The sequence below is a fragment of the Mesorhizobium sp. Arg314 genome (assembly GCF_053714275.1).
The window spans coordinates 80544-107256 of the sequence record NZ_JBSKBP010000007.1 but is presented as its reverse complement, the minus strand read 5'-3'; the positions used below and the strand labels follow the sequence as shown (position 1 = coordinate 107256).

Annotated in this window: 26 protein-coding genes and 1 tRNA gene; 14 read left to right on the top strand and 13 right to left on the bottom strand. The window is 63.7% G+C overall.

Annotation, left to right across the window (positions count from 1 at the left end; translation table 11 throughout):
- Positions 1-22 precede the first annotated feature (22 nt).
- The 3 genes from ACWGS9_RS09770 to ACWGS9_RS09760 are packed head-to-tail and all read left to right on the top strand — an operon-like array spanning position 23 to position 3416.
- Complete coding sequence (locus ACWGS9_RS09770; RefSeq protein WP_454505048.1) at positions 23-1486, top strand: sugar ABC transporter ATP-binding protein; 1464 nt, start codon at positions 23-25, stop codon at positions 1484-1486.
- Between the two features lies 1 nt (position 1487).
- The gene (locus ACWGS9_RS09765; protein ID WP_454505047.1) at positions 1488-2465 is read left to right on the top strand and encodes an ABC transporter permease; all 978 of its coding nucleotides are present in this window, start codon (positions 1488-1490) and stop codon (positions 2463-2465) included.
- Between the two features lie 3 nt (positions 2466-2468).
- The gene (locus tag ACWGS9_RS09760) at positions 2469-3416 is read left to right on the top strand and encodes an ABC transporter permease (RefSeq protein ID WP_454505178.1); all 948 of its coding nucleotides are present in this window, start codon (positions 2469-2471) and stop codon (positions 3414-3416) included.
- A gap of 42 nt (positions 3417-3458) precedes the next feature.
- Here ACWGS9_RS09760 and ppa read toward each other — a convergent pair whose 3' ends face one another.
- The 5 genes from ppa to ACWGS9_RS09735 all read right to left on the bottom strand — a co-directional run bounded on the left by ppa (position 3459) and on the right by ACWGS9_RS09735 (position 6981).
- On the bottom strand, positions 3459-3992 hold the full coding sequence (gene ppa / locus ACWGS9_RS09755) for an inorganic diphosphatase (protein WP_454505046.1): 534 nt from the start codon (positions 3990-3992) through the stop codon (positions 3459-3461).
- A 113-nt stretch (positions 3993-4105) separates the two neighbouring features.
- Positions 4106-4612, bottom strand: a complete 507-nt coding sequence (locus ACWGS9_RS09750; RefSeq protein WP_454505045.1) for a GNAT family N-acetyltransferase — start codon at positions 4610-4612, stop codon at positions 4106-4108.
- Between the two features lie 218 nt (positions 4613-4830).
- Positions 4831-5469 carry a TPM domain-containing protein gene (locus ACWGS9_RS09745; protein ID WP_454505044.1) on the bottom strand — a complete coding sequence of 213 codons (639 nt, stop codon included), beginning with the start codon at positions 5467-5469 and terminating at the stop codon, positions 4831-4833.
- A 4-nt stretch (positions 5470-5473) separates the two neighbouring features.
- On the bottom strand, positions 5474-6256 hold the full coding sequence (locus ACWGS9_RS09740; RefSeq protein WP_454505177.1) for a TPM domain-containing protein: 783 nt from the start codon (positions 6254-6256) through the stop codon (positions 5474-5476).
- Positions 6257-6336: 80 nt separating this feature from the next.
- Entirely contained in the window at positions 6337-6981 is a 645-nt protein-coding gene (locus ACWGS9_RS09735) for a LemA family protein (RefSeq protein ID WP_454505043.1), read from the bottom strand.
- A gap of 153 nt (positions 6982-7134) precedes the next feature.
- Here ACWGS9_RS09735 and ACWGS9_RS09730 point away from each other — a divergent pair, with 153 nt between their 5' ends.
- The 6 genes from ACWGS9_RS09730 (at position 7135) to ACWGS9_RS09705 (ending at position 12948) form a co-directional block, all read left to right on the top strand.
- The gene (locus ACWGS9_RS09730) at positions 7135-7386 is read left to right on the top strand and encodes a hypothetical protein (RefSeq protein ID WP_320309123.1); all 252 of its coding nucleotides are present in this window, start codon (positions 7135-7137) and stop codon (positions 7384-7386) included.
- A gap of 136 nt (positions 7387-7522) precedes the next feature.
- Positions 7523-8407, top strand: a complete 885-nt coding sequence (pdxY, locus tag ACWGS9_RS09725) for a pyridoxal kinase PdxY (protein WP_454505042.1) — start codon at positions 7523-7525, stop codon at positions 8405-8407.
- Positions 8404-9168, top strand: a complete 765-nt coding sequence (locus ACWGS9_RS09720) for a DUF429 domain-containing protein (RefSeq protein ID WP_454505041.1) — start codon at positions 8404-8406, stop codon at positions 9166-9168. Before pdxY ends, ACWGS9_RS09720 begins: the two co-directional genes overlap by 4 nt.
- A 290-nt stretch (positions 9169-9458) precedes the next feature.
- Complete coding sequence (locus ACWGS9_RS09715; RefSeq protein ID WP_454505040.1) at positions 9459-10100, top strand: carbonic anhydrase; 642 nt, start codon at positions 9459-9461, stop codon at positions 10098-10100.
- A 10-nt stretch (positions 10101-10110) separates the two neighbouring features.
- Positions 10111-10527, top strand: a complete 417-nt coding sequence (locus ACWGS9_RS09710; RefSeq protein WP_454505039.1) for a nuclear transport factor 2 family protein — start codon at positions 10111-10113, stop codon at positions 10525-10527.
- Positions 10528-10893: 366 nt separating this feature from the next.
- Complete coding sequence (locus tag ACWGS9_RS09705) at positions 10894-12948, top strand: M3 family metallopeptidase (protein ID WP_454505038.1); 2055 nt, start codon at positions 10894-10896, stop codon at positions 12946-12948.
- A gap of 101 nt (positions 12949-13049) precedes the next feature.
- On the opposite strand, the gene ACWGS9_RS09700 is transcribed toward ACWGS9_RS09705, so the two are convergent.
- The 4 genes from ACWGS9_RS09700 to ACWGS9_RS09685 all read right to left on the bottom strand — a co-directional run bounded on the left by ACWGS9_RS09700 (position 13050) and on the right by ACWGS9_RS09685 (position 18068).
- Positions 13050-14579: a M81 family metallopeptidase gene (locus ACWGS9_RS09700; protein WP_454505037.1), complete on the bottom strand. Its 1530-nt coding sequence runs from the start codon at positions 14577-14579 to the stop codon at positions 13050-13052.
- A gap of 82 nt (positions 14580-14661) precedes the next feature.
- Positions 14662-15486, bottom strand: coding sequence for a carbohydrate ABC transporter permease (locus ACWGS9_RS09695; protein ID WP_454505036.1), 825 nt, complete (start codon positions 15484-15486; stop codon positions 14662-14664).
- Complete coding sequence (locus tag ACWGS9_RS09690; RefSeq protein WP_454505035.1) at positions 15483-16352, bottom strand: carbohydrate ABC transporter permease; 870 nt, start codon at positions 16350-16352, stop codon at positions 15483-15485. Before ACWGS9_RS09690 ends, ACWGS9_RS09695 begins: the two co-directional genes overlap by 4 nt.
- 483 nt (positions 16353-16835) lie before the next feature.
- Positions 16836-18068 (bottom strand): ABC transporter substrate-binding protein, encoded by a 1233-nt coding sequence (locus ACWGS9_RS09685; RefSeq protein WP_454505034.1) that lies wholly within the window; start codon positions 18066-18068, stop codon positions 16836-16838.
- 173 nt (positions 18069-18241) lie between these two features.
- Here ACWGS9_RS09685 and ACWGS9_RS09680 point away from each other — a divergent pair, with 173 nt between their 5' ends.
- Genes ACWGS9_RS09680 through ACWGS9_RS09670 form a run of 3 tightly spaced genes read left to right on the top strand, consistent with a single transcriptional unit; the run spans position 18242 to position 20994 of the window.
- On the top strand, positions 18242-19012 hold the full coding sequence (locus ACWGS9_RS09680; RefSeq protein ID WP_454505033.1) for an SDR family NAD(P)-dependent oxidoreductase: 771 nt from the start codon (positions 18242-18244) through the stop codon (positions 19010-19012).
- Positions 19013-19014: 2 nt separating this feature from the next.
- On the top strand, positions 19015-20082 hold the full coding sequence (locus ACWGS9_RS09675) for an ABC transporter ATP-binding protein (RefSeq protein ID WP_454505032.1): 1068 nt from the start codon (positions 19015-19017) through the stop codon (positions 20080-20082).
- Positions 20083-20112: 30 nt separating this feature from the next.
- Positions 20113-20994 (top strand): MurR/RpiR family transcriptional regulator, encoded by an 882-nt coding sequence (locus ACWGS9_RS09670; RefSeq protein WP_454505031.1) that lies wholly within the window; start codon positions 20113-20115, stop codon positions 20992-20994.
- 269 nt (positions 20995-21263) lie between these two features.
- On the opposite strand, the gene ACWGS9_RS09665 is transcribed toward ACWGS9_RS09670, so the two are convergent.
- Positions 21264-21578, bottom strand: a complete 315-nt coding sequence (locus ACWGS9_RS09665; protein ID WP_454505030.1) for a DUF167 family protein — start codon at positions 21576-21578, stop codon at positions 21264-21266.
- Complete coding sequence (locus ACWGS9_RS09660) at positions 21578-21877, bottom strand: YggT family protein (RefSeq protein WP_454505029.1); 300 nt, start codon at positions 21875-21877, stop codon at positions 21578-21580. Before ACWGS9_RS09660 ends, ACWGS9_RS09665 begins: the two co-directional genes overlap by 1 nt.
- Before the next feature lie 140 nt (positions 21878-22017).
- Between ACWGS9_RS09660 and ACWGS9_RS09655 the strand changes: the two genes are divergently transcribed.
- Positions 22018-22093, top strand: a tRNA-Ala gene (locus ACWGS9_RS09655).
- A 177-nt stretch (positions 22094-22270) separates the two neighbouring features.
- Positions 22271-22714, top strand: coding sequence for a lipid-binding SYLF domain-containing protein (locus ACWGS9_RS09650; protein WP_454505028.1), 444 nt, complete (start codon positions 22271-22273; stop codon positions 22712-22714).
- Between the two features lie 295 nt (positions 22715-23009).
- On the opposite strand, the gene ACWGS9_RS09645 is transcribed toward ACWGS9_RS09650, so the two are convergent.
- Positions 23010-23348: a hypothetical protein gene (locus ACWGS9_RS09645; RefSeq protein ID WP_454505027.1), complete on the bottom strand. Its 339-nt coding sequence runs from the start codon at positions 23346-23348 to the stop codon at positions 23010-23012.
- A 214-nt stretch (positions 23349-23562) separates the two neighbouring features.
- The gene (locus tag ACWGS9_RS09640; RefSeq protein WP_454505026.1) at positions 23563-26595 is read right to left on the bottom strand and encodes an AsmA family protein; all 3033 of its coding nucleotides are present in this window, start codon (positions 26593-26595) and stop codon (positions 23563-23565) included.
- Positions 26596-26713 lie beyond the last annotated feature (118 nt).

The window sequence follows — 26713 nt, the reverse complement described above, 5'->3', positions numbered from 1 at the left end:
GCCAACCGGATAAAAGTTGAGGATGCTCCAGGCTATTGCAGACATTGTAAGACTGGACGGCGCCGAAAAACATTTCGGCGCCGTTCGGGCGCTTAACGGCGTCGACTTCCATGTCGGCGCCGGCGAGTGCGTCGGACTGGTCGGGCATAACGGCGCCGGCAAGTCGACGCTGATGCACATGGTGGCCGGCACGCTGCGGCCGGATGGCGGGCAGATCGCGGTGCGCGGCAATGCGGAAGCGAGTTATTCGGTGGCGCGCGCGCTCGAGCTCGGCATACGCTGCGTCTTCCAGGAATTGTCGCTCTGCCCCAATCTCAGCGTCGCCGAGAACACGCGCATCAACCATCGCACGCTTACCGGTCTCGGCTGGCGGCGCAGGGCTGCCGATCTCATCGCCGCCAAGCTCGACGAGATTTTTCCGGACCACGGCATTTCGGCGGATGACATTGCCGGCGATCTCTCGATCGGAAGGCGGCAGATGGTCGAGGTGGCGCGCGCCTTTACGCTGACCAGCGAGCCGCTGCATCTGGTCATCCTCGACGAGCCGACCTCTTCGCTCGACGCGCATACGGCGGGCCAGCTGCTTTCATTCGTGCGCCGCTTCGTCGAGAAGGGCGGCAGCTGCATCCTGATTTCGCATGTGCTGGGCGAGGTGCTGCAGAATGCCGACCGCATCGTGGTGATGCGCGACGGCAAGGTGGTCGCGGCCGATGCCGCAAGCGCCTTCGACCGCGACAGGCTGGTCGCCGCCATGGGCGGCGCCGAAGGACATCACAAGGGCGCTGCCGAGGCCCGGAAGACCTCGCCCGGCGCGCTCAGGGTGCGGGCGCGCCCGGCCAGGCAGCAGGACGGCAAGGAGCTTGTCGCCCGCGCGGGCGAGATCATCGGCCTCGCCGGACTGGCCGGCCATGGCCAGACGGACCTGCTGCTGGCAATCTTCTCGACCGCCGCCCGCGCCAGGGCCGGCATCGAGGTGACCGCGCCGGTGGCGCTGGTCGCCGGCGACCGCCAGTCGGACGGCATCTTCGCGCAATGGTCGATCGCGCAGAACATCGGCATCCGCTCGCTGGCCCGGCTGCGCAACGGCCTGCTGATCTCGCCGCAGCGCGAGGCCGAGCTCGCCGAATTCTGGAAGCAGAAGATCGGCATCCGTACGCCCGACATGAACAACAACATTTATTCACTTTCGGGCGGCAACCAGCAGAAGGCGCTGTTTGCCCGCGCGTTCGGCTCCGACGCCGAGATCGTGCTGATGGACGACCCGATGCGCGGTGTCGATATCGGCACCAAGCTCGAAGTCTACGACCTGGTGCGGGAGGAGGCCGCCAAGGGCCGCACGTTCCTCTGGTACACCACCGAGACCGAAGAGCTCGACAATTGCGATCACGTCTATGTCTTCAAGAACGGTCGCATCGTCGCCAATCTGCGGCGCGATGAGCTGACGGAGGAAAAGATCATCCAGTCCTCGTTCGGCGACGCGGCCTGAAATGACGGCGATCGCTCCCGGTACGGTCCCGAAAGCCTCACCGCGCGGCAGCGCGGCCAGGGCGCGCTTGCTGCGCGGCCTTTTGCCGGCTTTGTCGCTGGCGCTGGTGCTGATCGCCATCGCCTGGCTCAACCCGCGCGCCATCAGCTATTTCGGCTTCAACCTGATGCTGAACCTGGCGATCCCGATCGCGCTGGCGACGATTGCGCAGATGTTCGTCATCGCCGGCAACGAGCTCGATCTTTCGATCGGCACTTTCGTCGGCTTCGTCGGCTGCGTCACCGCCACATGGCTGAGGGACGCGCCGCTCATCGGTATTCTGGTGCTGCTGGGTTCGATCGGCGTCTATGCGCTGCTCGGCGCGCTGATCCATCTGCGCAATCTGCCGTCGATCGTCGTGACGCTCGGCATGAGCTTCGTCTGGCAGGGACTTGCCATCTTGGTCCTGCCCAAGCCTGGCGGCAAGGCGCCGGACTGGCTGCTGGCGATCATGTCCTTCAAGCCGCCCTACATTCCGTTCCCGATCCTGGCCGCGCTGCTCATCGCCGCGGTCGTGCATTTCGGCCTGATGCGCACTTCCTACGGCGTGATCCTGCGCGGTTCCGGCGGGAACGCCGCGGCGCTCAGGCGCGCCGGCTGGTCGCTGCTCCGCACCAAGGTGGCGCTCTTCGCGTTGACCGGGCTGTTCGGCGTGCTCTCCGGCATGGCGCTGATCGGCATCACCACCTCGGCCGATGCCAATATCGGTAACGGCTACACACTGCTTTCCATAGCCGGCGTCATTCTCGGTGGCGGCGAGTTCGTCGGCGGGCGTGTGTCGCCGATCGGCGCGGTGCTCGGCGCATTGACGCTGGCGCTGGCCGCTTCGCCGCTGCTCACTTTCATGCACATCCCGCCCGACTGGCAGGTAGCCGCCAACGGCGCGATCCTGATCATCGTGCTGGCGGCGCGCGTGCTGATCAGCCGCAGAGAGAGGTGAGTGATGACCTCGGTGCGGTTGCTGCTGGAAAAACCCTGGCTCTGGTCCTTCGCCGGCGCGCTGGTCGTCTGGCTGGCGACGGTCGCCTTCACCGGCGGCTATGGCGCCGGCGGCATGGTCACGGCGGCGCTTTCGCTTGCCGTCTTCACCGTCATCGTCGGCGTCGGCCAGATGTTCGTCATCACGCTCGGACCCGGCAATGTCGATTTGTCGCTGCCGGCCAATATCGGGCTGGCAAGCGCCGTTGCCATGAAGGTGATGGGCGGCAGCGATGCCATGATCGTGGTCGGGCTGCTTGCCGCATTCGCCTGCGGCGCCGCGATCGGCGCCATCAACTACCTGCTGATCTGGGCGCTGCGCATCCCTCCGATCATCGCGACGCTGTCGGCAAGCTTCATCATCCAGTCGGTCGACATCAGCTACGGGCGCGGCCTGCAGATCAAGCCGCCGCCGGGCTTCGCCGACTTCACCAACTGGCAGGTGCTGGGCATTCCGGTGCTGGCGCTGCTGACGGTGGTCTTCACCATCGGCGCCGCACTTGCGCTGCAGCGCATGATCTACGGCCGCTCGGTGATGGCGATCGGCCAGAACATCCGCGCCGCCTGGCTGGCCGGCGTCAATGTCGGCCGCATCCGCTTCCTCACCTACACGCTGTGCGGCGCGCTGGGCGGCATCGACGGCGCGCTGCTTGCCGGCTATTTCCGCGGCGCCAATGTCGACATCGGCAACGAATACCTGCTCGCCTCGATCGCGGTCGTGGTCATCGGCGGCACGTCGGTTGCCGGCGGCAAGGCAAACGTGCCCGGCGTCTGGGGCGCCGGCCTGTTCCTGGTGCTCCTGCTCACCATGCTCAACACCTTCGGCGTCAGCGCCGGCGTGCGGCTGGTGCTGACGGGATTGATCATCGTCGGGGTGATCACGGCGGCCGGCGGCGAGAAGGCGGTGCGGTGAGGGTTTCCGCTCACCATTTCCGCTAGAGCAGAGAACTCTGCGCTATTTGGCGGCCTTGGCACGCGCAATCGCGTCGACGATCATCTTCTTGGCATATTTGGAATCGTGCCAGCCCTCGATCTTGACCCATTTGCCGGGCTCGAGATCCTTGTAGTGCTCGAAGAAGTGCTGCACCTGCTGGCGGGTGATGTCGGGCAGCTGCGTGAATTCGGTGACGTTTTCGTAGCGCAGCGTCAGCTTGGGCGAGGGAACGGCGATCACCTTCTCGTCCTGGCCGGCATTGTCTTCCATGATCAGCACGCCGATCGGCCGCACATTGATGACGCAGCCCGGCACCAGGGCGCGGGTGTTGCAGACCAGAACGTCGATCGGATCGCCGTCGCCGGACAGCGTGTGCGGCACGAAGCCGTAATTGCCGGGATAGCGCATGGAGGTGTGCAGGAAGCGGTCGACGAACAAAGTGCCGGCCTCCTTGTCCATCTCGTACTTGATCGGCTCGCCGCCGATCGGCACCTCGATGATGACGTTGACGTCGTCAGGCGGATTCTTTCCGGTGGCTATCGCTTCGATACGCATGGTCTATCCCTCTCTCGATTCCAAGACCGATAGCCGGGGACGCGTCATGGTGCAATGCGGCGAATGGGCTGAATTGACCCGGGGGGCGCCCATAACTGACGAAGCAGGCGCGGTCATTCCCAGACGAAGGCAACCTTCTTCAGCGCCCTCTGCTCGAAGACCTCGACGCCTTCGGCGATATCGCGGCCGCCATTGCCGGCATAGAAGGCCAAAGCGTTGTGGTTGTCTTCCAGCGCCCATACCACCAGGCCGCGCAGGCCGTGGTCGGCGAGGCGGGCCTTCGCTGCCTTGAACAGGCGGCTGCCGAGCCCGATGCCCTGGTATTCAGGACGCAGGTAGAGTTCGTAAATCTCGCCCTGCTGCCTGAGCTCGCGGGCGCGGTTCTTGCCGATCGTGGCGTAGCCGGCGATCGTTCCGCCGATCTCGACCACCAGCACGGTGGCTGCGCGGCGAATCGCGTTGGCCCACCAGTCGACGCCGCGGCGATTGATCATCGAGGTCAGCGTGCGGTGCGGGATGATGCCCGAATAAGCGCCGCGCCAGGCCTGCTGGTGCACCTCGGCGATGGCGCTCGCGTCGCGCGGCTCTGCCTTCCGGATGTCGATCGTCAGCGTGTTCATGATTGGTTAACCATAAACCCGCGTCGCCTGATTGCAAAGAGTCCGCCAGACCCCTTTGGTGCTTTCGCACAGGCGAAAGGCGCATTGGCGGACAAGGCGCCTGGAGCCGGATGATTTCAGGTCGAATCGACCTGAAATCTGAATCCGTCTCTAAATCCAAGAGATAGAGCATGATGTCGCCCGAAAACCGCTTCACACTTTTCGGCGTCATGCTCTTGTCAGATTTCGACGAGGTGATCGTCCAGCTCGTTGGTGTCGCCGGCGGTGACCGGGAAATGCTCGGCGAGCACCGCGCCGACCGTAACGATCGCCTTGACGAAGCCGTCCGCCAGCCGGTCGTCGCCGGCATGTTTGGTGAGGTCGCGGACCACGCCGTCCCAGACATGCTGGTCGACCTTGGCATTGATCCCTGCGTCGGCGACGATCTCGGCATAACGCTCGGCAATGGAGACGAAGATCAGCACGCCGGTGCGCGCCTGGGTGCGATGGACATTGCGCGCCAGGAACTGCTTCATCGCATTGGCGTGCGCCGCCTGATAGCGCAGCCTTCGCGGCACGAAATGAATGCGCAGGCCCGGCAGCAGCCACAGCAGGACGAACGCCGAGGCCAGCGCCAGCAGTTGCGCCAGCACGAAATGCGGCAGCCGGATGCTCAGCCACCAAGCCTCCAGCCCATAGGCGACGGCCAGGCTGGCGATGAACAGGCCGATCGTCGCCGTGAACGCGGCCGGAAAGAAGTAGCCGTCGCTCGAATGGGCGACGACGCAGTAGATTTCGCCGTCGGTCTTCAATTCGGCCGCACGGATCGCCTCGGCGATGCGGTCATGGTCCTTGGCGCTGATCGATCGCGTTGCCATTATCTCACCAGCTTCCCGAAGAGCCGCCGCCGCCGGACGAACCGCCGCCGCCGGAAAATCCGCCACCGCCGCCTCCCGAGGACCAGCCACCGCCGCCTGACGACCAGCCGCCACCGCCCGACGAGGAGGATCGCCGGCCGGGTTCGAAGGTCATGCCGAGCCAGCGATAGCGGCCGGGTCCGATCTTCTGGCCGAAGATCGGCGGCAGCACCGTCATTGCGATGCCGCCGAAGAAGATCAGCGCCCAGATGGAGATGAAGATGGCGAAGAAAAGGTCGTCGGAGTTGAACGGCGCCTGCTCGTTGCGCTTGCCGCGCGCTTCCAGTTCCTCCGGATTGCCCTCCAGCACCATGATCATGTCGTCGACGGCCTTGGTGATGCCGCCGGAGAAGTCGCCGGCGCGGAAGGCCGGCACCATGTCGTTCTCGATGATCAGCTTGGTGTGCAGGTCGGTCAGCGTGCCTTCCAGCCCGTAGCCGACCTCGATGCGCATCTTGCGGTCGTTGGGCGCGACCAAGAGCAGCACGCCGTTGTTCTCCTTGGCCTGGCCGAGCTTCCAGAAGCGGAACAGCCGATTGGCGTAAGGCTCGATCTCCTCGCCGCCGAGGCTGGGAATCGTGGCGACGACGATCTGGTCGGAGCCCTTGGTCTCGAAGTCCGCGAGTTTTTGCGTCAGTGCCGCGCGGGTGCCGGCGTCGATGATGCCGGCATTGTCGACGACGCGGCCGGTGAGGGCGGGAAGGTCGGCGGCGAGGGCGGCGAGGGGGAGGAGAATAAGGGCGAGCAAAACGCCGACGAAGGCGCTCCGGACAGAGGGGGGTGTGAAGGAACTCAAGGTTGGTAAGCTCGATCGAATTCAGTCGCCGCTCAGCCGCCCTGCTTCGTGCTCGTGCCGAAATCGACCTTCGGCACCTGCATCTTGTCTTCGTCGACGGTGAAGTTCGCGAACGGCTCGTTGCCGCGGAACCAGAAGGTCGCCCACAGCACGGAGGGGAAGGTCTTCAGGGTCAGATTGTAGTCCCTGACCGCCTGGATGTAGTCGCGCCGCGCCACCGCGATGCGGTTCTCGGTGCCTTCCAGCTGCGCCTGCAGCGCCAGGAAGTTCTGGTTGGCCTTGAGGTCGGGATAGGCCTCCGACACCGCGATCAGCCGCGACAGCGCGCTTGTCAGCCCGGCCTGGGCATCCTGGAACTTCTTCAGCGCGTCGGGATCCTTCAGCGTCTCGGGCGTCACAGTGATCTGCGTTGCCTTGGCGCGCGCCTCGACGACCGCCTCGAGCGTGTCCTTTTCATGCGAGGCATAGCCTTTCACCGTCTCGACCAGGTTAGGGATCAGATCGGAACGGCGCTGATATTGGTTGAGCACCTCACTCCAGGCCGCTTTTGCGTTCTCTTCCGCCGTCGGAATGGTGTTGTAGCCGCAGCCGGCAAGCAGCGGCAGCACGAAAGCCATCATCAGGAAAGCGGGCAGGGTGCGGAAGGAGGAGGGTAGTGAGAGGCGCTCGGCAATCATGATTGGTCCCTCGACAGAAGTTGCAGGCGAAGCATTACCACAATCCACGCGCAAGAAAATGTCTGGCTCATGACACCGGCTCCGGCTCACGCGTGCCCCACTGTGAATGGCCGCGCGAACAGGCTAAGCTGCGGGCAGGAAAGGGCAATTGCCATGGCCGAGCGCCGGGACGACGAGACCGAATCGCGCCGCATCCTCGAACGTGTGGCGCAAGAGACGGAGCCAGGCGGCGCATCGTTCATCGCCCGCGCGGCGAAGGACGCACGCGACCGCGTAACCGCTGCCGACGCCGATCGCGCCGATCCTATCGAATACTGGGGAACCCGCATTGGCCGAACGCTCGGCTTCTTCATCGCCATTGGGCTATTGGTCTGGCTGGTGTATGCCGCCACGCGTGGCGGCTAGAGCAATTCCAGGAAAAGTGCGAAACGGTTGGGCTCGGCGGCTTCGCCGTAGCCTTCCGTCCGGAATTGCGTCAAACAAGGAGATAGAGAGGTTCGCCGTGTCCGTGAAACGGTGAAACGCTCCAGGATCGAATTTCATGAGTGCAGAAAAAACCGACGCGCCGGGCGCGGTCATCGTCATCTCCAGCCATGTCGCCCGCGGCTCGGTCGGCAACCGCGCCGCGGTGTTTGCGCTGGAGACGCTGGGCTTCCCGGTCTGGGCGGTGCCGACCGTCATCCTGCCGTGGCACCCCGGCCACAGCCGGGCGACCCGCATCGTGCCGCCGCTCGATCAGTTCAAGGCGCTGATGGCCGATCTCGAGCGCGCGCCCTGGCTGGGCGAGGTGCGGGCCGTGCTTTCGGGTTATCTCGGCGAGGCAGGGCAGGCTGAGGCGGTCGCCTCGCTGGTTGCTGCCGTCAAGGAAAAGACGCCGAATGCACTTTACATCTGCGACCCGGTGATGGGCGATTCCGGCGGGCTCTACGTGCCGGAACCGACGGCCGTCGCCATGCGCGACAAATTGATGCCGATCGCGGATATCGCCACACCCAACCGCTATGAGCTGGAATGGATGGTCGGCGCGCCATTGCCCGACATCAAGGCGGTGACGGCGGCGGCACTTCATGCCGGCCCCTCCACCATGCTGGTGACGTCGGCGCCCGCGATGATGACGGGCGGCACCGGCAATTTCCTGCTCGACGGCAGCCATGCGCTGCTCGCCGAGCATCGTCTCATCGAGAAGCCGCCGAACGGGCTTGGCGACCTGACTGCCGCCGTCTATCTGGCGCGCGTCCTCTCCGGCCAGCCGGCGGTCAAGGCACTGCAATCGACCACCGCCGCCGTCTACGAGATCCTCGCCCGCACCGCGAAGCGCGGCGGCGACGAGCTGCAACTCGAGACCGACGCGCAGAGCTTGTCGCACCCCATGGCCATGGTGCAACTGCGCCATCTGCTGCATCCCGGGCGGGACAAGCGGGCGTGAAGCCAGACGGCAGGCTGGCAGGCGTCGACGGCTGCAAGGCCGGCTGGATCGCCGTCCATCGCGAGTTGGATACGCCGCCATCGGTCTCGGTCTTTCCGAGTTTCCAGCTGCTGCTCGACGCGTTGCCGGACGCCACGATCGCCGTCGATATGCCTATCGGCCTGCCGGATTCTTCGAGCAAGGGCGGCCGCGGACCGGAAGCGCTGGTGCGGCCGCTGCTCGGGGCGCGACAATCGAGCGTTTTCGCCATTCCCTCGCGGGCGGCGCTCTACGCCGACACCAGCGACTTCACCACGATCGAGGCCTGGTATGCGGCGCATCGGCTGGCAAGCGCGGTGGCGATGGCGACCTCCGACCCGCCGCGCGGCGTTTCCATCCAGGCTTTCGGCATTTTCTCGAAGATACGCGAGATCGATTCCTTGCTGACCGCGCGGCCGGAGTTGCGTCGCCGCATCTTCGAATCGCATCCGGAAGTGGCGTTCTGCCGGCTGAATGGCGGCACGGTGATGGCCCTGCCGAAGAAGATCAGGGGTTCGGTCAATCCGGCCGGCATGGAGGAGCGCAAGGCGCTGCTTTGCCGGCATGGCTACGACAAGCGCTTTCTCGATCAGGCACCGCCACGAGGCGCGGCGAGCGACGACCTCCTCGACGCGGCGGCAATGATGCTGATTGCCGGACGTATCGCCAGCGGCGAGGCGCGGCCTTCGCCCGATCCGCCGTTGGCCGACCGCTTCGGTATTCCAATCGCTATCTGGGCATAGTCAAGCCACGCTCGGGCCGGATGATTTCAGGTCGAATCGACCTGAAATCTGAATCCGTCGCTACGAAAACCGCTTCACACTTTTCGGCATCATGCTCTTTAAGTCTTTGTTTTGATGCATGTCGTTGTTCCAGAACCGCTGCACACTTCTGGGCGACATGCATTAGCCGCATCGCGATTGCGACCGGACGATCCGCAATTCGGCATTGCCCGCGACCGGCTTTTGCCGTTAGAGCCTTTTTCGATCGCAACGAGCTGCCGTCTCCAACCCCGGAAAGGCTCCAGCCGCCCATGCCTCACCTCCCCGAGCACCTTCTTGCCGGCTACCGCAACTTCATGAGCGGCCGCTATCCCGCCGAAAGCGGACGCTATCGCTCCCTGGCACGCGAGGGCCAATCACCCGAGACGATGATCGTCGCCTGCTGCGATTCCCGCTCGGCGCCCGAAGCGATCTTCGATGCCGGACCGGGCGAACTCTTCGTGCTGCGCAATGTCGGCAATCTGGTGCCGCCCTACGAGCCCGACGGCGAGTTTCATTCGACCTCGGCGGCGCTGGAATTCGCCGTGCAGAGCCTCAAGGTGAAGAACATCGTGGTGATGGGCCACGGCCGCTGCGGCGGCATCCGCGCCGCGCTCGATACCAATTCGGCGCCGCTGTCGCCCGGCGACTTCATAGGCAAATGGATGAGCCTGATCGCGCCGGCCGCCGAGACGGTGGCCGCCAGCACGATGATGACGGTAACGGAGCGCCAGACAGCTCTGGAGCGCATCTCGATCCGCTATTCGATCGCCAATCTCCGGACCTTTCCCTGCGTTTCGATCCTCGAAGGCAAGGGGCGGCTGTCGCTGCACGGCGCCTGGTTCGACATCTCGACCGGGGAGCTTTGGGTGATGAACAAGGAAACCGGCGATTTCGAGCGGCCTGAGCTTTAACGGAGGGGTGATGCACCGGACCTGGTGGAGGTTCCTTGTCGCGGCGACGCTGCTGCTGGCCTCGGTCGTCCACGCCAGCGCCGATGACGGCGCCATCATCGACCGCTGGTATTCGGCGCTGCTGGTCGCCGACCGCGGCGAATTGGCGGAGCTGCTCGCCGACGACGTGCGCATGACGCTCGACGACATCGGCGTCGTCCAGACCAAGCAGGACTTCATCGCCTCGATCGATGAGTGGCAGGGCGCGGTCGCTGGGGCCGCGATCCGCCATCGCATCGAAAAGAGCGAGAACGGCCAGACCACGGTGCTCGCCTGCTACGACTTCCCCAAAAACGACACGCTGATGCGCGAGACCTTCTCCGTCGCCGGTGGCCGTATCACCGCCAGCACCCAGAGGGCGGTGGCGCAGGACTGCAGCGGTTATTAGGGTTTGCGTGGCAGGGCAGGTCGCATGCCTTGGCGATTGGCCGAAACGCCCATCGCGATCGTCATCCACGGGCGAAGCAAGGAGCGAAGCGACGCGGCGCAGACCCGAGGATCCATGCCGTTACATTCGAGCGTTGCAACGGTGCAGAATTCTACTCCGCTGCACCCTTCGATCAAGGTAACGGCATGGATCCTCGGGTCTACGCGACGGAGGTGACGCTCCTGCTCCGCCCTGGGATGACAAGGTTCGGAGGGCTTCAGCCAATCTCCAGCGTTTGCGATCCCGGGGCGACCCGAGTTGCGCGGCGCGCGGCATCGCCCTACATCCGAGGCAGCCCGCCTCCAAATCAGCCCACCGGAAGTGCCCATGTCATCTTCAAAATCCGTCGACCTCGCCGCTCATCCGCTGACCGTCTGGCAAGGGCCGCTCGGCCTGCCGGATTTCTCGCGCATCGGCGACAATGATTTCGGACCGGTCTTCGACGCCGCGCTCTTGGCGCACCAGGCCGAGGTCGACGCGATCGCGGGCAACAGCGAGGCGCCGACCGTCGACAATACGCTGGCAGCGCTGGAGCTTGCCGGCGAGCCGCTGGACCATGTCTCGTCGATCTTCTGGTGCCGCGCCGGCGCCCACACCAACGACACGATCCAGGCGCTGGAGCGCGACATTTCGCCGAAAATGTCGCGGCATTTCTCGGCGATCTCGATGAACGAGAAGCTGTTTGCCCGCATCGACGACCTCTACCAGCGCCGCGAAAGCCTGGACCTCGATCCGGAAACGCTGCGCGTGCTGGAAAAGACCTGGAAAGGCTTTGTCCGGTCGGGCGCGAAACTGGACGCCGAAGGCAAGAAGCGGCTCGCGGCAATCAATGAGGAGCTCTCCTCGCTTGGCACCAATTTCGGCCAGAATGTGCTTGCCGACGAGCGCGACTGGGCGCTGTTCCTCGACGAGGCCGACCTTGCCGGCCTGCCGGACTTTCTGAAAAGCGCGATGGCTGAAGCGGCCGGGATGCGCGGCCGGAAGGGCCACTATGCGGTGACGCTGTCGCGCTCGATCTACGAGCCGTTCTCGACCTTTTCGGAGCGCCGCGACCTGCGCGAGACCGCCTTCCGCGCTTTCACCATGCGCGGCCAAAATGGCGGCGCCACCGACAATACCGACGTTGTGCGCGACATGCTGAGGTTGCGCGCCGAAAAGGCGAAGCTGCTCGGCTACGGCTCCTTCGCGGCGCTGAAGCTCGACGACACGATGGCGAAGACGCCGAAGGCCGTGCACGACCTGCTCGATCCTGTCTGGGAAAAGGCGCTGGAAAAGGCCGCGACCGACCAGAAGGACCTGGAGCGACTTGCCACGCAAGCCGGCAGCAACGAGAAATTCGCGGCCTGGGACTGGCGCTTCTACCAGGAGAAGCTGCGCGCCGAGAAATTCGCCTTCGACGAAGCGGAGCTGAAGCCATACCTGCAGCTCGAGCGTGTCATCGAGGCCTGCTTCGACGTCGCCACAAAACTCTTCGGCATCACTTTCGAGGAGAAGAAGGGCATTGTCGCCTGGCATCCCGATGCGCGTGCCTTCGTGGTGAAAAATGCCGACAGCAGCGAGCGCGGCCTGTTCCTGGCCGACTATTTCGCGCGGCCCTCAAAACGCTCCGGCGCGTGGATGAGCGCGCTGCAATCCGGCTACAAGCTGGGCAATGGCGCCAAGCCGGTCATCTACAACATCATGAATTTCGCCAAGCCGCCGGCCGGCGAGGCTGCGCTTCTCTCCGTCGATGAAGCGAAGACCCTGTTCCACGAGTTCGGCCACGCGCTGCACGGCATGCTGACCGACGTGACCTGGCCATCGGTTTCGGGCACGTCTGTCAGCCGAGATTTCGTCGAATTGCCCTCACAGCTCTACGAGCATTGGCTGACGGTGCCGGCGGTGCTGGAAAAGCACGCGCTGCACGTCAAGACCGGCAAGCCGATGCCGAAGGCGCTGCTCGACAAGATGCTCGCCGCCCGTACCTTCGGCGCCGGCTTCGCCACGGTCGAGTTCACCGCCTCGGCGCTGATCGACATGGCCTATCATGCCAGGCCGGACGCACCCGCAGAGCCGCTTCGATACGAGGCTGAAACGCTCGAAAAGCTGCATATGCCGGACACGATAGCGATGCGCCACCGCACCCCGCATTTCGGCCATGTCTTTGCCGGCGACGGATACTCAGCCGGCTATTATTCCTACATGTGGTCGGAAGTGCTCGACGCCGACGCCTTCTCGGCTTTCGAGGAGACGGGCGACCCCTTCAATCCGGCGCTCGCCGAGCGGCTGAGGAAGAACATCTACGCCGCCGGCGGCTCGAAAGACCCCGAAGAGCTCTACACGGCGTTTCGCGGCAAGATGCCATCGCCCGAGGCGATGATGGTGAAGCGGGGGCTGGTGTAGTGCGCCTTTTCCTTCTCCCCTTGTGGGAGAAGGTGGCCGCGAAGCGGCCGGATGAGGGGTGCTCCAGGGAACGCCAACGTGTCACTCCGCTGGAACACCCCTCATCCGTCTCGGCGCTGGCGCGCCGATCCACCTTCTCCCACAAGGGGAGAAGGGGAAGCGCTCCACGGATCAGCCACCCTTGGCCAGATCGGCCTCGTCAACTTCCTGTAATCCGTCACCGCCGGGTTGCTCGGATAGGAGCTCGGCGCGGCGACGTAGATGATCTCGGCGGCGATCGGTTCGAAGCCGGCATAAAAATGGTTGGTCGACTTGATCAGCAGGATGTCCTTCGACAGCGGATCGATGCCTATATTGGAAAAGATATCCGGCTCGAAGGTCTGGGTGCGGTTGGTGTTCAGGATGATTTCGACCTCGGTGCCTTCGACGCGCACCACCGCTGATGGCCCGAGCGTCACCCGGCTCGGCCCGAAACTCTGCCAGCCCTCGCTGACCGCCTTCAGCACCGTGACACGCGCGTCGATCGGCTCGCCGGCCTGCGGCCCGGCCTTGCCGCCGAAGCGCAGGTCGATGACAGCGCCTTCGCCGGCGGCATGGCAGAAGGTCACGGCGATCGGATCCCAGATCGACGCCACGCCGACATTGTGCACGCCACGCGAAAGCAGCTCGCGCAGCACGATGGTGCCATCGCCCGGCACGCCGCCGCCTGGATTGTCCCAGATGTCGGCGATCACCGCGGGCTTGTCCTTGCGCTCTGCCCGCACGGCTAGTGCCTGCTCGATGCCCGCCGAGGCGGACAGCATCGTCATGGCGGTCTTCTCGCGCAGCCCATAGAGCTCACGCCCCAGCGCCTCGGCGAGCTTGTCGCCTCTCGCCTTGTCGTTGTCGGTGATGACCAGGATGCGCGTGCCCATCTCCGGCACGTCGGCGGCCATGAAGCCGTGGATGACCGAGACCGACAGCACGCCGTCCTTGCCATGCAGCGCCTTGATCTTGTCGACGAAGGAGCGCATCGGCTCGCGGCTGGTCGGCAGCACCTGGATCATGCGGCAGTCGAAGGTCGAGATCACCGGCTTGATCTCGCCGCGCGCCGCGGCAAGGCCAAGCTCGACGACATGCTCGCCACGTTCGTAGAAATCGGTGTGCGGGAATTCCAGAAAATAGGCCATGACATCGCAAGCCGCGACGCGCTTAGGTGTCAGGTGGCTGTGCGGATCGAACTCCGAGGCGATCACGACTTTCGGCCCGACGATGGCGCGCACGCGCTCCAGCAGATCGCCTTCGCAATCGTCATAGCCTTGTGCCACCATTGCACCATGCAGGCCAAGGATGACGGCGTCGACAGGCAGCGCTTCCCTTAGCTGGCCAAGGATCTCGTCACGCAGTGCTTCGTAGGTCTGGCGCTGCACGAGGCCGCCGGGCTCGGCCCAGGTGGCGGTGCCTTCGATGACGGTCAGGCCATCCTTGGCCGCGCGCTTGCGCAGCGCGACGATGGGCGAGGAGCAGAGCGTCGGCGTCTCGGGATGCTTGCCTGGACCGGCATAGAAGGCCATCTCGAACGAGGCGCGGTCAGTCGGCACCGGCGAGAAGGTGTTGGTTTCCGTCGCCAGCGAGGCGGTGAAGATGCGCATCAAAACTCCGTGGTGTACTTCTTGTTTTTCGCAATTCCCGACGGAAAACCGCTGCACACTTTTCCTGGAATTGCCGGGATTGCTATTTAACGGCCCCGAGCGCAAGGCCCCGGACCAGATAGCGCTGCAGCCAGATGAAAAGGATCGCCACCGGCAGGGTCGCCAGCAGCGTGGCCGCCATGACATGGTGCCATTCTATCGTATAGCGGCCGGCGACCAGCGAGAAAACCTGGATCGGCAGTGTGTAGCTCTCCTGGCTGCGCAGCATGGTGAGCGCGACGACGAATTCGTTCCAGGCGTTGATGAAGGTGAAGATCGCCGTCACCGCGATCGCCGGCAGACAGAGCGGCAGGAATACTTTTCGCAAGGTCAGCCAACGGCCTGCGCCTTCCATCCAGGCGGCCTCCTCGAGATCGCGCGGGATGGTGTCGAAATAGCTCTGCAGCATCCAGACCGTGAAGGCGACGTTGAAGGCCATGTATATGAAGCCGAGCGCCGTGGTGCTCTCGACCAGCCCCCAGGCGGCCATCAGGCGGAACAGGCCGAGCACCAGCACGATCGGCGAGATCATCTGCGAGATCAGCAGGAACTGGCGGAAGGCGCCATAGCCTGCAAAACGAAACCGCGACATCGCGTAGGCGGCCGGCACCGAGATCAGGATAGCGCCGATTGTCGCCAGCGCCGAGACATAGAGCGAATTGAGCAGCGCCTGGCCGAAGCCGGTCGCCACCCACATGTCGGCAAAATTCGACCAACGGAATTCGCTCGGCCACCAGCTTGGGGTCAGCACCTCCGTGCGCGGCTTGACGGCGGTGAGGAACATCACCGCGAAGGGAAAGATCGTCACTACGATCAATGGGGCCAGCAGCAGCCAGGCCATGATGGTGCGCTTCAGTTTGGGTTTCATGCCCGCTGCTCCCGCATGGCGAGGCGCACATAGATCATGGTGAAGACGAGCAGGATCGCGAACATCACCAAAGACACCGCCGAGGCCTCGCCCAGTTTGCCGATGCGGAAGGCGAGCTTGTAAAGATGCGTGACAAGGATATCGGTCGAGTTCGCCGGCCCGCCCTGCGTCATCACCCAGATGATCGGGAAGGAGTTGAAGACGTAGATGGTGTTGAGCACGATCGCGATGTTGATGAAGGGTTTTAAGAGTGGAAAGGTGATCTCGCGGAACTGCTGCAACGGCGTTGCGCCTTCAAGTGCGGCCGCCTCGTAGAGATCGTCGGGGATCGAGGACAGGCCGCCGAGGAAGATCGTGGTGGTGAACGGCACCGTCACCAATATGCCGATCAGCACCTGCATCGGAAAGGCCGTCTCGGCGCTGGCCAGCCACTGAATGTTCTGGCTGATGATGCCGAGCTTCATCAGTGCCGAGTTCAGCATGCCGCTTTCGCCGTTGAGCGCCCAGCGCCAGACCACCGCGGTCATGGTCAGCGATACCGCCCAGGGCAGCATGATGATGACACGCGCCAAGCCGCGGCCGTAGAAATCCATGTTGAGGATCATCGCCACCGGGATCGACAGAAGCAGCGCGCCGCCGACCACCAGCACGGTCCACAGCCCGGTGCGCCAAAGTGCCGCGACAAAATCGGGGTCGGCGAACAACTCGGCGAAATTGGCGAGACCGCTGAACTCGCGCAGCTGGCCAAAGCGATTGACGTCATGCGTCGAGATCTGGATGAGATCCCATACCGGCCAGAAGATGACCACCGCCGCGAGCAGCAGGCTGGGCAGCGTCAGCAGATAGGGCAGGATCCGGCTTTGCATCGGGCTGGTTTGTACCGTGTTGCGAGGCATCAGCAGCGCTGGCTTGCCAGCTAGGCTAATCCTGACCTGTTCTAACTCTTTGTTTTTACGCCATTCCAGACGGAAAACCGCTGCGCACTTTTCCTGGAATTGCTCTAGGCACTCAGTTTCGAACCCTTCCGGGCGTTTGCGCCGCCCCTCACCTGCCTGCCGGCATCCTCTCCCCGTATAGTGACGGGGAGAGGGGCGCTTTCATCGCAGCTTTCGCCAGCGTCCCAAAAAGGGCGCCAAGATCGCGGCCAGCCCTTTCTCCCCGTCACTATACGGGGAGAAATGCCCGGCAGGGCAATGAGGGGCAGCGCTGACGTCGACGAGTTGTCCTTTTGTTGGGAGTGATTGCTTGGCCGTCTTCGCCATTCCGCGGAGAAGGGCCGACTATTTCTTCTAGAAGTGTGGCGCGCTCCGACGGGGTGGAGCGCGCCACGGGCGCAGGGAGATACGCCCTTATTTCTTCTTCAGCACAGCGTCGGCCTTGGCCGCCGCGTCTTTCAGCGCTGCTCCCGGCTCGGCGCTGCCGAGATAGATCTTCTGCATGGCGTCCGAGGTGATCTGGGCGATTTCTTCCCAACCCGGAATGACCGGCGCAAAGCGGGCGTCGGGCAGAAGTGCGGTGAAGGCGGCGAGATCGGCGTTGTTGACGTAGTAATCCATTTTCGCCTCTTCCTTGTTCACCGGCAGGAAGCCTTCGCCCTGCGTGAACTTGGCGCGCTGCTCCTTGGTGAACAGGAAGTCCAGCAGCTTCCAGGCCTCGTCCTTGTTCTTGGAGTTCTTGAACATGATAATGGAGTCGGTGACACCATAGGTGCCGCGCGCGCCGGTCGGACCGGCAGGGATGGCGGCGACGCCATATTTCAGGCTCGGCGCTTCGTCCTTGATCTGGTTGGACAGGAAGGGCGCGGTGATCATCATGCCGACCTTGCCCTGCTTGAACAGGTTCTGCACGTCCTCGCGGTTGTTGGAGGTGACGCCCGGTTGCGTCAGGCCCTCGTCGATCATCGACTTGTAGAGCTTGGCGGCTTCGAGTGCGCCGGGCATGCTCAAACCGGACGTGCCGTCCTTGTTGAGGATCTCGGTGCCCTGCGACCACATCGCATAGTAGTAATAGACGTCGGTCTCGATCTCCTTGCCCTGCAGGCCGAAGCCGAAGGCGCCTTGAGCCTTGATCTTGCGGGCGTCTTCCTGCAGTTCGGTCCAGGTTGCCGGCGGCTTGGCGATGCCTGCTTTCTCGAACAATTCCTTGTTGTAATACATGGCGCGCGCGGAAGCCGCGATCGGCAGGCCGTAGGTGTGACCGTCCATGATCGAGGGCTGCAGGAAGGTGTCGATGAAGCGGTCCTTGAATTCGGGCTTGATGTAGCTGTCGAGCGGCTCGGCGACATCCTGCTGGACGAAGTCGATCAGCCAGCGCGTGCCGATGATCGAGAGATCCGCATTGGTGCCGGCGGTGATGTCGGTGGTGAGTTTTTGCAGCAGCACATCCCACGGAACCACTTCATACTTGATGGTGATGCCGGGATTGGCCGCCTCGAACTCCTTCTTCACCGCTTCGAAATAGGGACCGGTCTTGGCGCTGTATTCGGCGACGGTGACGCGCACCTCGCCCGCATCGGCGGATGCGGCAAAAGTCAGCATGCTCATTCCGGCCAACAGGCCGACAGTCCATTTCGCAAGGCTCATCCGATTTCTCCCGTTGATGCACGTTGGCGCCCTGACTCTTATGAGTGCAGGATTTATGTGACTTTCCTACATTATCCATCATTTCCCGCTATGCAAGTGGATTATCATGTTGTTTAATTACATTTGCTTGGCTAGCCTATTGGTTCAAAATGAGCGGTGGAGGAGCGCGCGGCGTGGGTTCGAAAGCCGAGTTCGAGGGCAAGACAATTGTCGTCACCGGCGCCGGCGGCGGCCTCGGCTCGGCGATCGTGCAGCTCATGGCCGAGGGCGGCGCGCGCATCGTCGGCTGCGACCAGTCGACGGAGGCGCTGGCCAGCCCGCACATCGCCTCGCGCCATGTCTTCAACCTGCTCGACCGGGCCTCGATCGAAGCGGCGATCCCCGCGCTGCTCGACAAAGACGGTGTTCCCGACATCCTGATCAACAATGCCGGCTGGACACGCGCCGAGACGTTGAAGGCGCTGACGGCGGACAGGATCGAGCAGGAGCTCGACCTCAACCTGACCGGCGTGATGACCTTCGCCGATCCGCTGATCAAGGCGATGGCCGGGCGCGGTTCGGGCAGCGTCGTCTTCATCTCCTCGGTCAATGCCATGGCGCATTTCGGCAATCCGGCCTATGCCGCGGCCAAGGCCGGCATCAACGCCTACGCCAAATCGATCGCCGTCGAGCTTGGCCGCAGCGGGTTGCGCGCCAATGTCGTCTGCCCGGGGTCGATCCGCACCGCCGCGTGGGACCATCGCCTGGCCAAGGATCCCGAGATCCTCGGCCGGCTGCAGCGGCTCTATCCGCTCGGCCGCATCGTCAATGCATTGGAAGTGGCGGAAGCCGTGGCTTTCCTTGCCTCCGAGCGCGCTTCCGGCATAACAGGTGCTGTGGTGCCGGTGGACGCCGGACTGACAGCCGGCTACCTGCCTTTCATCGACGACATATTGGGAGCGTGACCATGACCGACGTCCAGTTTCGCAACCTGTCGAAATCCTTCGGCCAGCACAAAATCCTCGAGGACATCAACCTCGACATCAAGACCGGCGAGTTCGTCGTGCTGGTCGGGCCGTCCGGCTGCGGCAAGTCCACCCTGTTGCGTATGCTGGCCGGGCTGGAGACGATCACCTCCGGCGATCTCGTCATCGGCGGCTTAAGGGCCAACGAGCTGCCGCCGCAGAAGCGCAACATCGCCATGGTGTTCCAGTCCTACGCGCTGTTCCCGCATCTGAAAGCTTCCGAAAATATCGGCTTCGGCCCGAAAATCCGCGGCGAGAACCGCGCCGCGATCGACGACAAGGTGAAGAAGGCCTCCGGGGTGCTGAACCTCTTCTCCTATCTCGACCGCTACCCGAGGCAACTGTCCGGCGGCCAGCGCCAGCGCGTCGCCATGGGCCGTGCTATCGTGCGCGAGCCGTCGGTCTTCCTCTTCGACGAGCCGCTCTCCAACCTCGACGCGCAGCTGCGCGTGCAGATGCGCACCGAAATCAAGGCGTTGCATCAGCGGCTGAAATCGACCATCGTCTACGTCACCCACGACCAGATCGAGGCGATGACCATGGCCGACCGCATCGTAGTGATGGATCGCGGCCGCATCCAGCAGGTCGGGCAGCCGCTAGAACTCTATGACCGGCCGGCCAACAAATTCGTCGCCGGCTTCATCGGCTCGCCTTCGATGAGTTTTGTGTCGGGCGCGCTGAAGGCCGCCGACAGCAAGTCCTGGTTCGAGACCAGCAGCGGCGGCCGGCTGGCGCTTGCCGGCAAGGCGGCGTCCGGCAGCGATACGGTCGAGATCGGTATCCGGCCCGAGCATTTCATGGTTGGCGCTGGCGACGATGCCATCGCCATCAAGGTCGATGTCGTCGAGCCGACCGGCTCGGAAACCCATGTCTACGGCTCGGTCGGCGGCGATCCGGTGCGCGCGGTGTTCCGCGACCGGTTGCAGGTGAAGCCGGGCGACCGGCTGCCGGTGAGCGTCGATCCGCGCAACATCCACCTGTTCGACAAGGCGACGGGCCTGCCCCTGTGAAAATGCAGACGTGAAGATCGATAAATATAAATGAAGACCCCGGCCGACATCATCACCCGCCTGCAATTGATGTCGCAGGACGGCACCAAGTCGGACCGCCGGCTGGCCGGGCTGGTGCTTTCCGATCTCGATTTCGCCTCCAAGGCCGCCATCTCGGAGATTGCCGCGCGCGTGGGCGTCAGCGAGCCGACCGTCACCCGCTTCTGCCGCAATCTCGGCTGCGAAGGCCTGCGCGATTTCAAGTTCTACCTGGCGCAGGCAATCGCCATCGGCGGCCAGTATCTGTCGCCGGAGCCGCTCAGCCGGGACGCGCGCGAGCAGCGCATCGCCTCCGCGATTACCGAAGCGGCGATCGCCGCCATCCAGCGCGCCAGCGAAAACCTCGACATGACGACGCTGATGGATGTCGCCGCCCGTATCGCCGCCTCAGGCAACATATTGTGCATAGGCTCCGGCGGCATTTCCTCGATGATGGCGACCGAGATGCAGAACCGGCTGTTCCGGCTCGGCCTGTCGGCGCTCGCCCAGATCGACGGCCAGCTGCAGCGCATGTATGCCGCCGTCGCGACGCCCGAGACGACGCTGGTCGCCTTCTCGGTCTCCGGCTATGCGCGTTCGGTGATCGAAGCGGTCGAGGTCGCGCAGCAATATGGCGCGGCGACCGTTGCCATCACCGCACCGGACTCGGCTTTGGCCAAGGTCGCCGAGACGGTCATCCTTCTGCAATCCGTCGAGGACGGCAACATCTACAAACCGACCTCGTCGCGCTACGCGCTTTTAGCCATCGTCGACATGATCGCCACCACGGTGGCGGAATCGCGCGGGCCGAAAGTGCTGGAGAACCTGCGCCGCATCAAGCAGAGCGTGAACACGCTGAAGGTGGACGATCCGAGGTTGCCGCTGGGCGATTGAGGCGATAACTTTTGCCTGCGGCAGGCAAAATTGCCGCCCACAAGCTGCTCAATCTTCAACCGCCGCGCCGCCCCTCATCCGCCTGCCGGCACCTTCTCCCCGTAAACGGGGAGAAGAAGGCTGGCCGCTACCTCGGCGCTACTTTCTGCAACGTTGATGGTTAGCGAAATCGCCGACGCCGGCGTTTTTCTCCCCGTCACTATACGGGGAGAAATGCCCGGCAGGGCAATGAGGGGCAGCGCTAACCGATGGAATTGGCCGCATCGACTTCAACCGCCGGCGAGCGCCTCAGCCTTCTTCGCCAATTCAGCCCCATCCCCCGCTATCCGCAGCGTCTTCAGCCGCGATGTGCCGCCGGCAACCACCGAAACGGCCGACCCCGGCACGCCGAGCGCCTTGGCCAGCATTCGTTCCAGCGCCGCATTGGCGGCGCCGTTCTCCGGCACGGCGCGAACGCGGGCCTTGAGATAGCTGCGACCATCGGCGGTGGTCCCGACACCATCGATCCGATCGAGCGCCGCTTTCGGCGTCAGTCGCACGTAAAGGTCGATGCCGTTCTCGCGCAGCCGAAACGACGTGTTCATCAGCCGCCGGTGACGACCCACGACCAGACGGTGGTGACCAGAAACTGCCGGATGAAGAAAATGACTAACAGGAGGATGATCGGCGAAATGTCGATGCCGCCGAGATCAGGCATGAAGCGGCGGATCGGGCGCAATGCCGGCTCGGTCAGCCGAAAGAGCATGTTGCCGACGGTGCCGACGAACTGGTTGCGCGAGTTGACGACATTGAAGGCGTAGAGCCAGGAAAAGATCGCCGAGGCGATGATGATCCACCAGTAGATATCAAGCGCCATGACGATGGTCTGAATAAGGGCGATCATGCCGGTCTCCAAATTGTCGCCGACATGTAGCCATTGCGTGCGGAGCCGGCAAGGCCCGCCGGCCGCGCGCATCGACGCCAGGCAGCCGTTTCGCCTTGACATGAAACGGCAGCGACCGATACAAGCCGATCCGCTGGAACGGGGCTGTAGCTCAGCTGGGAGAGCGCGTCGTTCGCAATGACGAGGTCAGGGGTTCGATCCCCCTCAGCTCCACCAGCCAGCATGAGCATTGCTTCGCGTCGGCTTTTGCCTCTCACTCAGCATTTCGTGAACGCCGGATTTCAGGCTGTGTGCTTGGAACCAATGACGGGCCGAGACTGTTCAACTATGCTTTGATACGAAGCTGACGTGCCCGGCCGGTTGGGCAAGCGGCGATCCTTGAGGAGTTCCATCATGATGATTTCGTCCAGGTTCCGTTCCGTCGCGGTCGCGGCAATCGCCGCAGCGGGTGTGAGCATTGCAAGCGCTGCGCATGCCGACAGCGGCACGATCCGCTTTTCCGTCTACAAGGCAGCCTTCTTCATCGGCGGCTCCGGCGGCGAAGGCACGCTGACTTTCCATGGCAAACGCTATCCTATCTCGGTCGGCGGCGTCTCGGGCGGCCTCGCCTTCGGGGCTTCCAAGACTTATTTCCAGGGCACCGTTCGGCATATTCGCCGCGCCAGCGATGTGACCGGTGTCTACGGCGCCGCCGGCGGCGGCGGCGCGCTCGGCAAAGGCGCCCAGGTGATCGTCATGACCAATGACAAGGGCGCCCAGCTCGAGCTCACCGGCAGGCAGGTCGGCCTGCAGGTCAACGCCGATCTCAGCGGCATCAGCATCGCCCTGAAGCGGTAGGAGCCGCGATTCTCCGCTCTTCGTGGATGGGCCGAATGCCGGCCACTTTGGGCCAAAAGGCCCGCAAGCGGGCCGCTTGGCAAGCGAAACGCTCTATCTCCTTGTTTTGACGCAATTCCGGGCGGAAGGTTGCGGCGAAGACGCCGAACCCAACCGCTCACACTTTTCCTGGAATTGCCCTAAAGCGCGTCGCGCCGAACCGGATTCAGGCGACGCGCTTTAAAGTCTTTGTTTTGATGCATGTCGTTGTCCCAGAACCGCTGCACACTTCTGGGCGACATGCATTAGGCGGGCCTCAATCGTCCCAATCATCCCGATTGTCTTCGTCCCGCGGGGGGTAGTTGGGAATGACCCGGATAATCGTGCGTGGACGCTGATAGCGCCAGTCATACTCGTCCGGCGGCTGCGGCTCATAGGTGCGGTAGGCGGGCCTGTAGTAACGTTGCCGCTTCCAGTATTTGTGCGTCTTGTGCGGCCGCACGCAGTAGCCGTCATCGGTCAAATAAGCGCATGTGACATGCGCCTCCCGCACCAGGCTATTTCCGGCCGGCACGCCAATCATCGGCGCCGCCTGGACCGCCGCTGGCATCACGGCCAGCATGGTCCCGGCAAGGGCAAGAACAGATAATTTCATCGGCCTCTCCAACGTCTCCAAGTCAGGGCCGGAAGAACCTCCGGATTGGGGACGATTTGAGGCGGCCGGAGATCACATTGATTTTCGGCCGCACATATGAGCGTTAGATCATGTTTTGAGCCGGCATGCCCGAAGCCGGCCTTCAGGCTTGAAGTTCGCAAGTGCGATCGGTGTCTTTCACGCCATCCCCGCGGACCGAGCGCATCCCGTAACGCTAATTCGCCAGCTGATCGAGGAGCGTGTCTATTTCCCCTTTCTTCGAAGCTTCGGGCGAAGCGGGGGCGGTTTGCGGATCGGCGGAGGCGGGTTCCACCGCTGGCGCGGTGGTCTCGGCTTCGGCGCCGCCGCCCGCGTTCGAACTTGGCGGCGGCGGGTTTTCCGTATTGCCGTTGTCCGGCGCCACGGCTGCTTCCGGAGCGGCGGGCGACGCTTTGGGCCGGGGCGCGGCGTTGCGCAGAAGATCGCCGATCAGATCCGCCGCTCCCTTGCCGGAACCGTCGCCGTTCGAGCCCGTTTGGCCCGGAATCAGCTTGTCGAGATTCAGTTTTCCGGTCGGCAGCCCGAGGCGGCTCAACATATCCAGCGCGCCCTGCGGGTCCTTGGCCAACGCGCTCAGGTCCGGATAGGCACGGGGCGCGGACAGCGGACCCTGGACCATGATCGGCACCCCGATGCCCTTTACGGCAACCTCGCCTCCTTGCCCGGCAAGCGAAGCGACGACGCGGGGGTTGAGATGCATGTCGAGCGTCTGGTCGGCGAGGTCGATCTTGCCCGAGCCGTCCATTCGCAGCAGCGGGCCCAGCAGGCTGATGTCCGTCGTCTGCGCGACGCCGTTCTCGATCGCGAATGAGGCGCCGAGTTCCGTGAATGTCGTCTTCTTGGCCTGATCCTGCTTGAAGCCGCCGGCGAGCAGTCCGGCGAGGTTGTTGTAGACCTCCGCTATGTCGATGCCGCGGAAGGCGCCGTCGCTGAACTTTGTCGCCGCCTTGCCGCCGAGGGAACGGGCAAGCGATCTCGTGGTCTTTCCCGAGCCTGAAACCGCGGCCGTCGCATCGAGCGTTCCTTCGATGCGGTCAAAATCCGTCGCATCATGAAGCAAGGGAGCCGCAGCCGCGCCAGCGATCGCAGTGTTCAGTTCCAGGGAAGCGGCGTCGCGGGAGCCGTCGGCGGTCATTTCCGCGGCAATCGTGCCGCCGTAGAAGGGGCTTTGCGGCACGTTCAGGTGGGCCTTGCCGTCGGCAATCGTCAGGACCGTTGCGACCGGCCCCGCGAAGGCTTTTCCATAGCCGAGCTTGTCTGCCGCGACCTCGATCCTGGCATCGATTCCCTTGAGGAAGGAAAGATCGATCGGCGCGTCGGCTGCCCCGCCCGGTTTCTGTTTGCCGCCGGCCACGGCCCCGCCGCCGCCGGCGAGCGCTGCAAAGTCGAGTTTCGCGAAATTGAGCGACGTCCGGATCGTGAGAAGCTCCCCCAGTTTCACCGAGCCTTGCCCCGACGCCTTGACGCCGTTCAAGGTGACGGTGGCCTTCTGGAAGGAGAATTGCTTCGGGCCGGCATCGACATCGCCCTTGAAGGCAAAGTCCTGCAGACTGCGGGAAGCGCCTTGTCCCAACCATTGCATCAGCTTGTCGACCGAGGGCGACGTGGCCGAAGCCTGGCCCTTGAACGTGCCACCGCCTCCGGCAACGCCGTTTATGCTGCCTTCGAGATATTTGGAGGAAACCGAAAGGCTGATCGGCCCGGATGCGTCGGCATCAGAGGCACGGCCAAGAAAGGACGCGGGCGCGACCTGGGATTTGAACGTCACGGCCTGCCCCCGCCACGCGAGCTTGCCCGTCAAATCGACAGGCTTGCCGACTTCGTGAACCTTCACGTCAAGATTGAGCCCGGTGATGTCGTCGGCCGTTCGGGCATCGGCAAGTGCTGCAAGCGGAAGCTTGCCCTCGCGAATTCCGACCGTTCCCTGCAGATTGGCGCTGCTGCGGATGCGTTCCGCGGTGAGCCCGCGAAAAGCGAACCCCATATCGGCTGTGAGCTTGCCGGACAATGGCACGGATTGTCCGGCCAGCTTCGCTATCGAGCCGATGTCCAGCCCTGAACTGGCAATGTTGCCCCGTATGGTGGGAGGCGTTTCACCGACATTCGTCGAGGCTTTCGCGGTGAGGCTTCCCGCGTCGAGGCCAAAATGCTCCAGCTTTGCCTCGAGATGCCCGTCGCGCAACGTTGCTGCGAGCTGGACGTCGGAAGCCCGTATCTTGCCGCCGACCAACTCATCGATGGCAATGCTGATGTCGGCGTCGAAAGCGGACAGCATGGCAAGGTCGGGTTCTGCGGAACCGGCTGCAGGTTTGCCCGCGCCGGAACCACTCTTTCCAATATCGCTCAAGGCGTCGATATCGACGCGCTTCGCTGAGAGGTCGGCGAAGAAGCGATGCCGCGCCCCTGGCTGAAAGAGCGCATCCATCTGGAAGCTCTGATCGCCAATATCGAACTTTCCACCCTTGATCTGATAACTGCCATTGCCGTTGAGCTGGATCTCGCCGCTCGCATGCAATGAAGAGAATTTGGGAACCGGCGCCGGGTCGAGCCGCGCCTCAATGGCGATCTGGGCCGGGAGCCGTTTGAGGATCGGCCTCAATGCGGAAAGGCTCCCACTCATTTCGACCCGGCGGCCGTTACTCGTGGCTGCCATTGAAAACGAGGTCTCCCGGTCGAGGTCAGGAATCCTCAGATCGGCGTCGATTGCCGTAACCGTGGCGGCATTGCCGGCAGAAGCGCCCGAGGTAAGGGTGCCATTCGTTATGGTCAGTTGGTTGATCGCCAGCCGCTCGAGCGCATCGACAATCGCCGCGAACGGATCTGCCTGGACATCCTTCGGTTCCGGAGGCGAGGCCGCGTTTGCCGAAGCCTTGAGCGCGATTGTCGGATCCATCAGCGCGACGGACTGTATCTCAAGCTTTTTCGACCATAGCGACGACAGCGTTACCGACGTCGAAAAACGCGGAGCGGATATCGCGATGTCGCCTGTGCCGGTCGAGAGCGAGATATCGTCCGCGACCACCGCCAGCTTGGGCAGCAACGACAATCTGACCGGCCCGTCCAGCCGAATGGTCATTCCGGTTGCGGATGACAGTTGCCGGCTCAATTCGGCACGAACCCAGTCGGTTGAAACAAGAGCGGGCACAAGGAAGAGCAGCCCGACGACAAGAACAACAGCTACGGTGAGTGCAGCGACGATTTTTCTCACATCGACCAGCCAAATGATCAGAAGAATCAGTATCGTTGAGCATACATGCTTCTGGCGCCCGACTGAATCCTGCGTCGATGGACGTTGCGCCAGACGAATTGGGATTTCTCCACAGCCT

Coding starts and splice junctions, on each gene's coding strand:
- ACWGS9_RS09690 (WP_454505035.1), bottom strand. CDS start 16,352: ATGCAAAGCCGGATCCTGCCCTATCTGCTGACGCTGCCCAGCCTGCTG.
- ACWGS9_RS09700 (WP_454505037.1), bottom strand. CDS start 14,579: ATGCGCATCTTCACCGCCTCGCTGGCGACGGAAACCAACACCTTCTCG.
- ACWGS9_RS09735 (WP_454505043.1), bottom strand. CDS start 6,981: ATGATTGCCGAGCGCCTCTCACTACCCTCCTCCTTCCGCACCCTGCCC.
- pdxY (WP_454505042.1), top strand. CDS start 7,523: ATGAGTGCAGAAAAAACCGACGCGCCGGGCGCGGTCATCGTCATCTCC.
- ACWGS9_RS09645 (WP_454505027.1), bottom strand. CDS start 23,348: ATGAAATTATCTGTTCTTGCCCTTGCCGGGACCATGCTGGCCGTGATG.
- ACWGS9_RS09715 (WP_454505040.1), top strand. CDS start 9,459: ATGCCTCACCTCCCCGAGCACCTTCTTGCCGGCTACCGCAACTTCATG.
- ACWGS9_RS09710 (WP_454505039.1), top strand. CDS start 10,111: ATGCACCGGACCTGGTGGAGGTTCCTTGTCGCGGCGACGCTGCTGCTG.
- ACWGS9_RS09675 (WP_454505032.1), top strand. CDS start 19,015: ATGACCGACGTCCAGTTTCGCAACCTGTCGAAATCCTTCGGCCAGCAC.
- ACWGS9_RS09685 (WP_454505034.1), bottom strand. CDS start 18,068: ATGAGCCTTGCGAAATGGACTGTCGGCCTGTTGGCCGGAATGAGCATG.
- ACWGS9_RS09765 (WP_454505047.1), top strand. CDS start 1,488: ATGACGGCGATCGCTCCCGGTACGGTCCCGAAAGCCTCACCGCGCGGC.
- ACWGS9_RS09760 (WP_454505178.1), top strand. CDS start 2,469: ATGACCTCGGTGCGGTTGCTGCTGGAAAAACCCTGGCTCTGGTCCTTC.
- ACWGS9_RS09660 (WP_454505029.1), bottom strand. CDS start 21,877: ATGATCGCCCTTATTCAGACCATCGTCATGGCGCTTGATATCTACTGG.
- ACWGS9_RS09770 (WP_454505048.1), top strand. CDS start 23: ATGCTCCAGGCTATTGCAGACATTGTAAGACTGGACGGCGCCGAAAAA.
- ACWGS9_RS09705 (WP_454505038.1), top strand. CDS start 10,894: ATGTCATCTTCAAAATCCGTCGACCTCGCCGCTCATCCGCTGACCGTC.
- ACWGS9_RS09665 (WP_454505030.1), bottom strand. CDS start 21,578: ATGAACACGTCGTTTCGGCTGCGCGAGAACGGCATCGACCTTTACGTG.
- ACWGS9_RS09670 (WP_454505031.1), top strand. CDS start 20,113: ATGAAGACCCCGGCCGACATCATCACCCGCCTGCAATTGATGTCGCAG.
- ACWGS9_RS09695 (WP_454505036.1), bottom strand. CDS start 15,486: ATGAAACCCAAACTGAAGCGCACCATCATGGCCTGGCTGCTGCTGGCC.
- ACWGS9_RS09745 (WP_454505044.1), bottom strand. CDS start 5,469: ATGGCAACGCGATCGATCAGCGCCAAGGACCATGACCGCATCGCCGAG.
- ppa (WP_454505046.1), bottom strand. CDS start 3,992: ATGCGTATCGAAGCGATAGCCACCGGAAAGAATCCGCCTGACGACGTC.
- ACWGS9_RS09650 (WP_454505028.1), top strand. CDS start 22,271: ATGATGATTTCGTCCAGGTTCCGTTCCGTCGCGGTCGCGGCAATCGCC.
- ACWGS9_RS09730 (WP_320309123.1), top strand. CDS start 7,135: ATGGCCGAGCGCCGGGACGACGAGACCGAATCGCGCCGCATCCTCGAA.
- ACWGS9_RS09750 (WP_454505045.1), bottom strand. CDS start 4,612: ATGAACACGCTGACGATCGACATCCGGAAGGCAGAGCCGCGCGACGCG.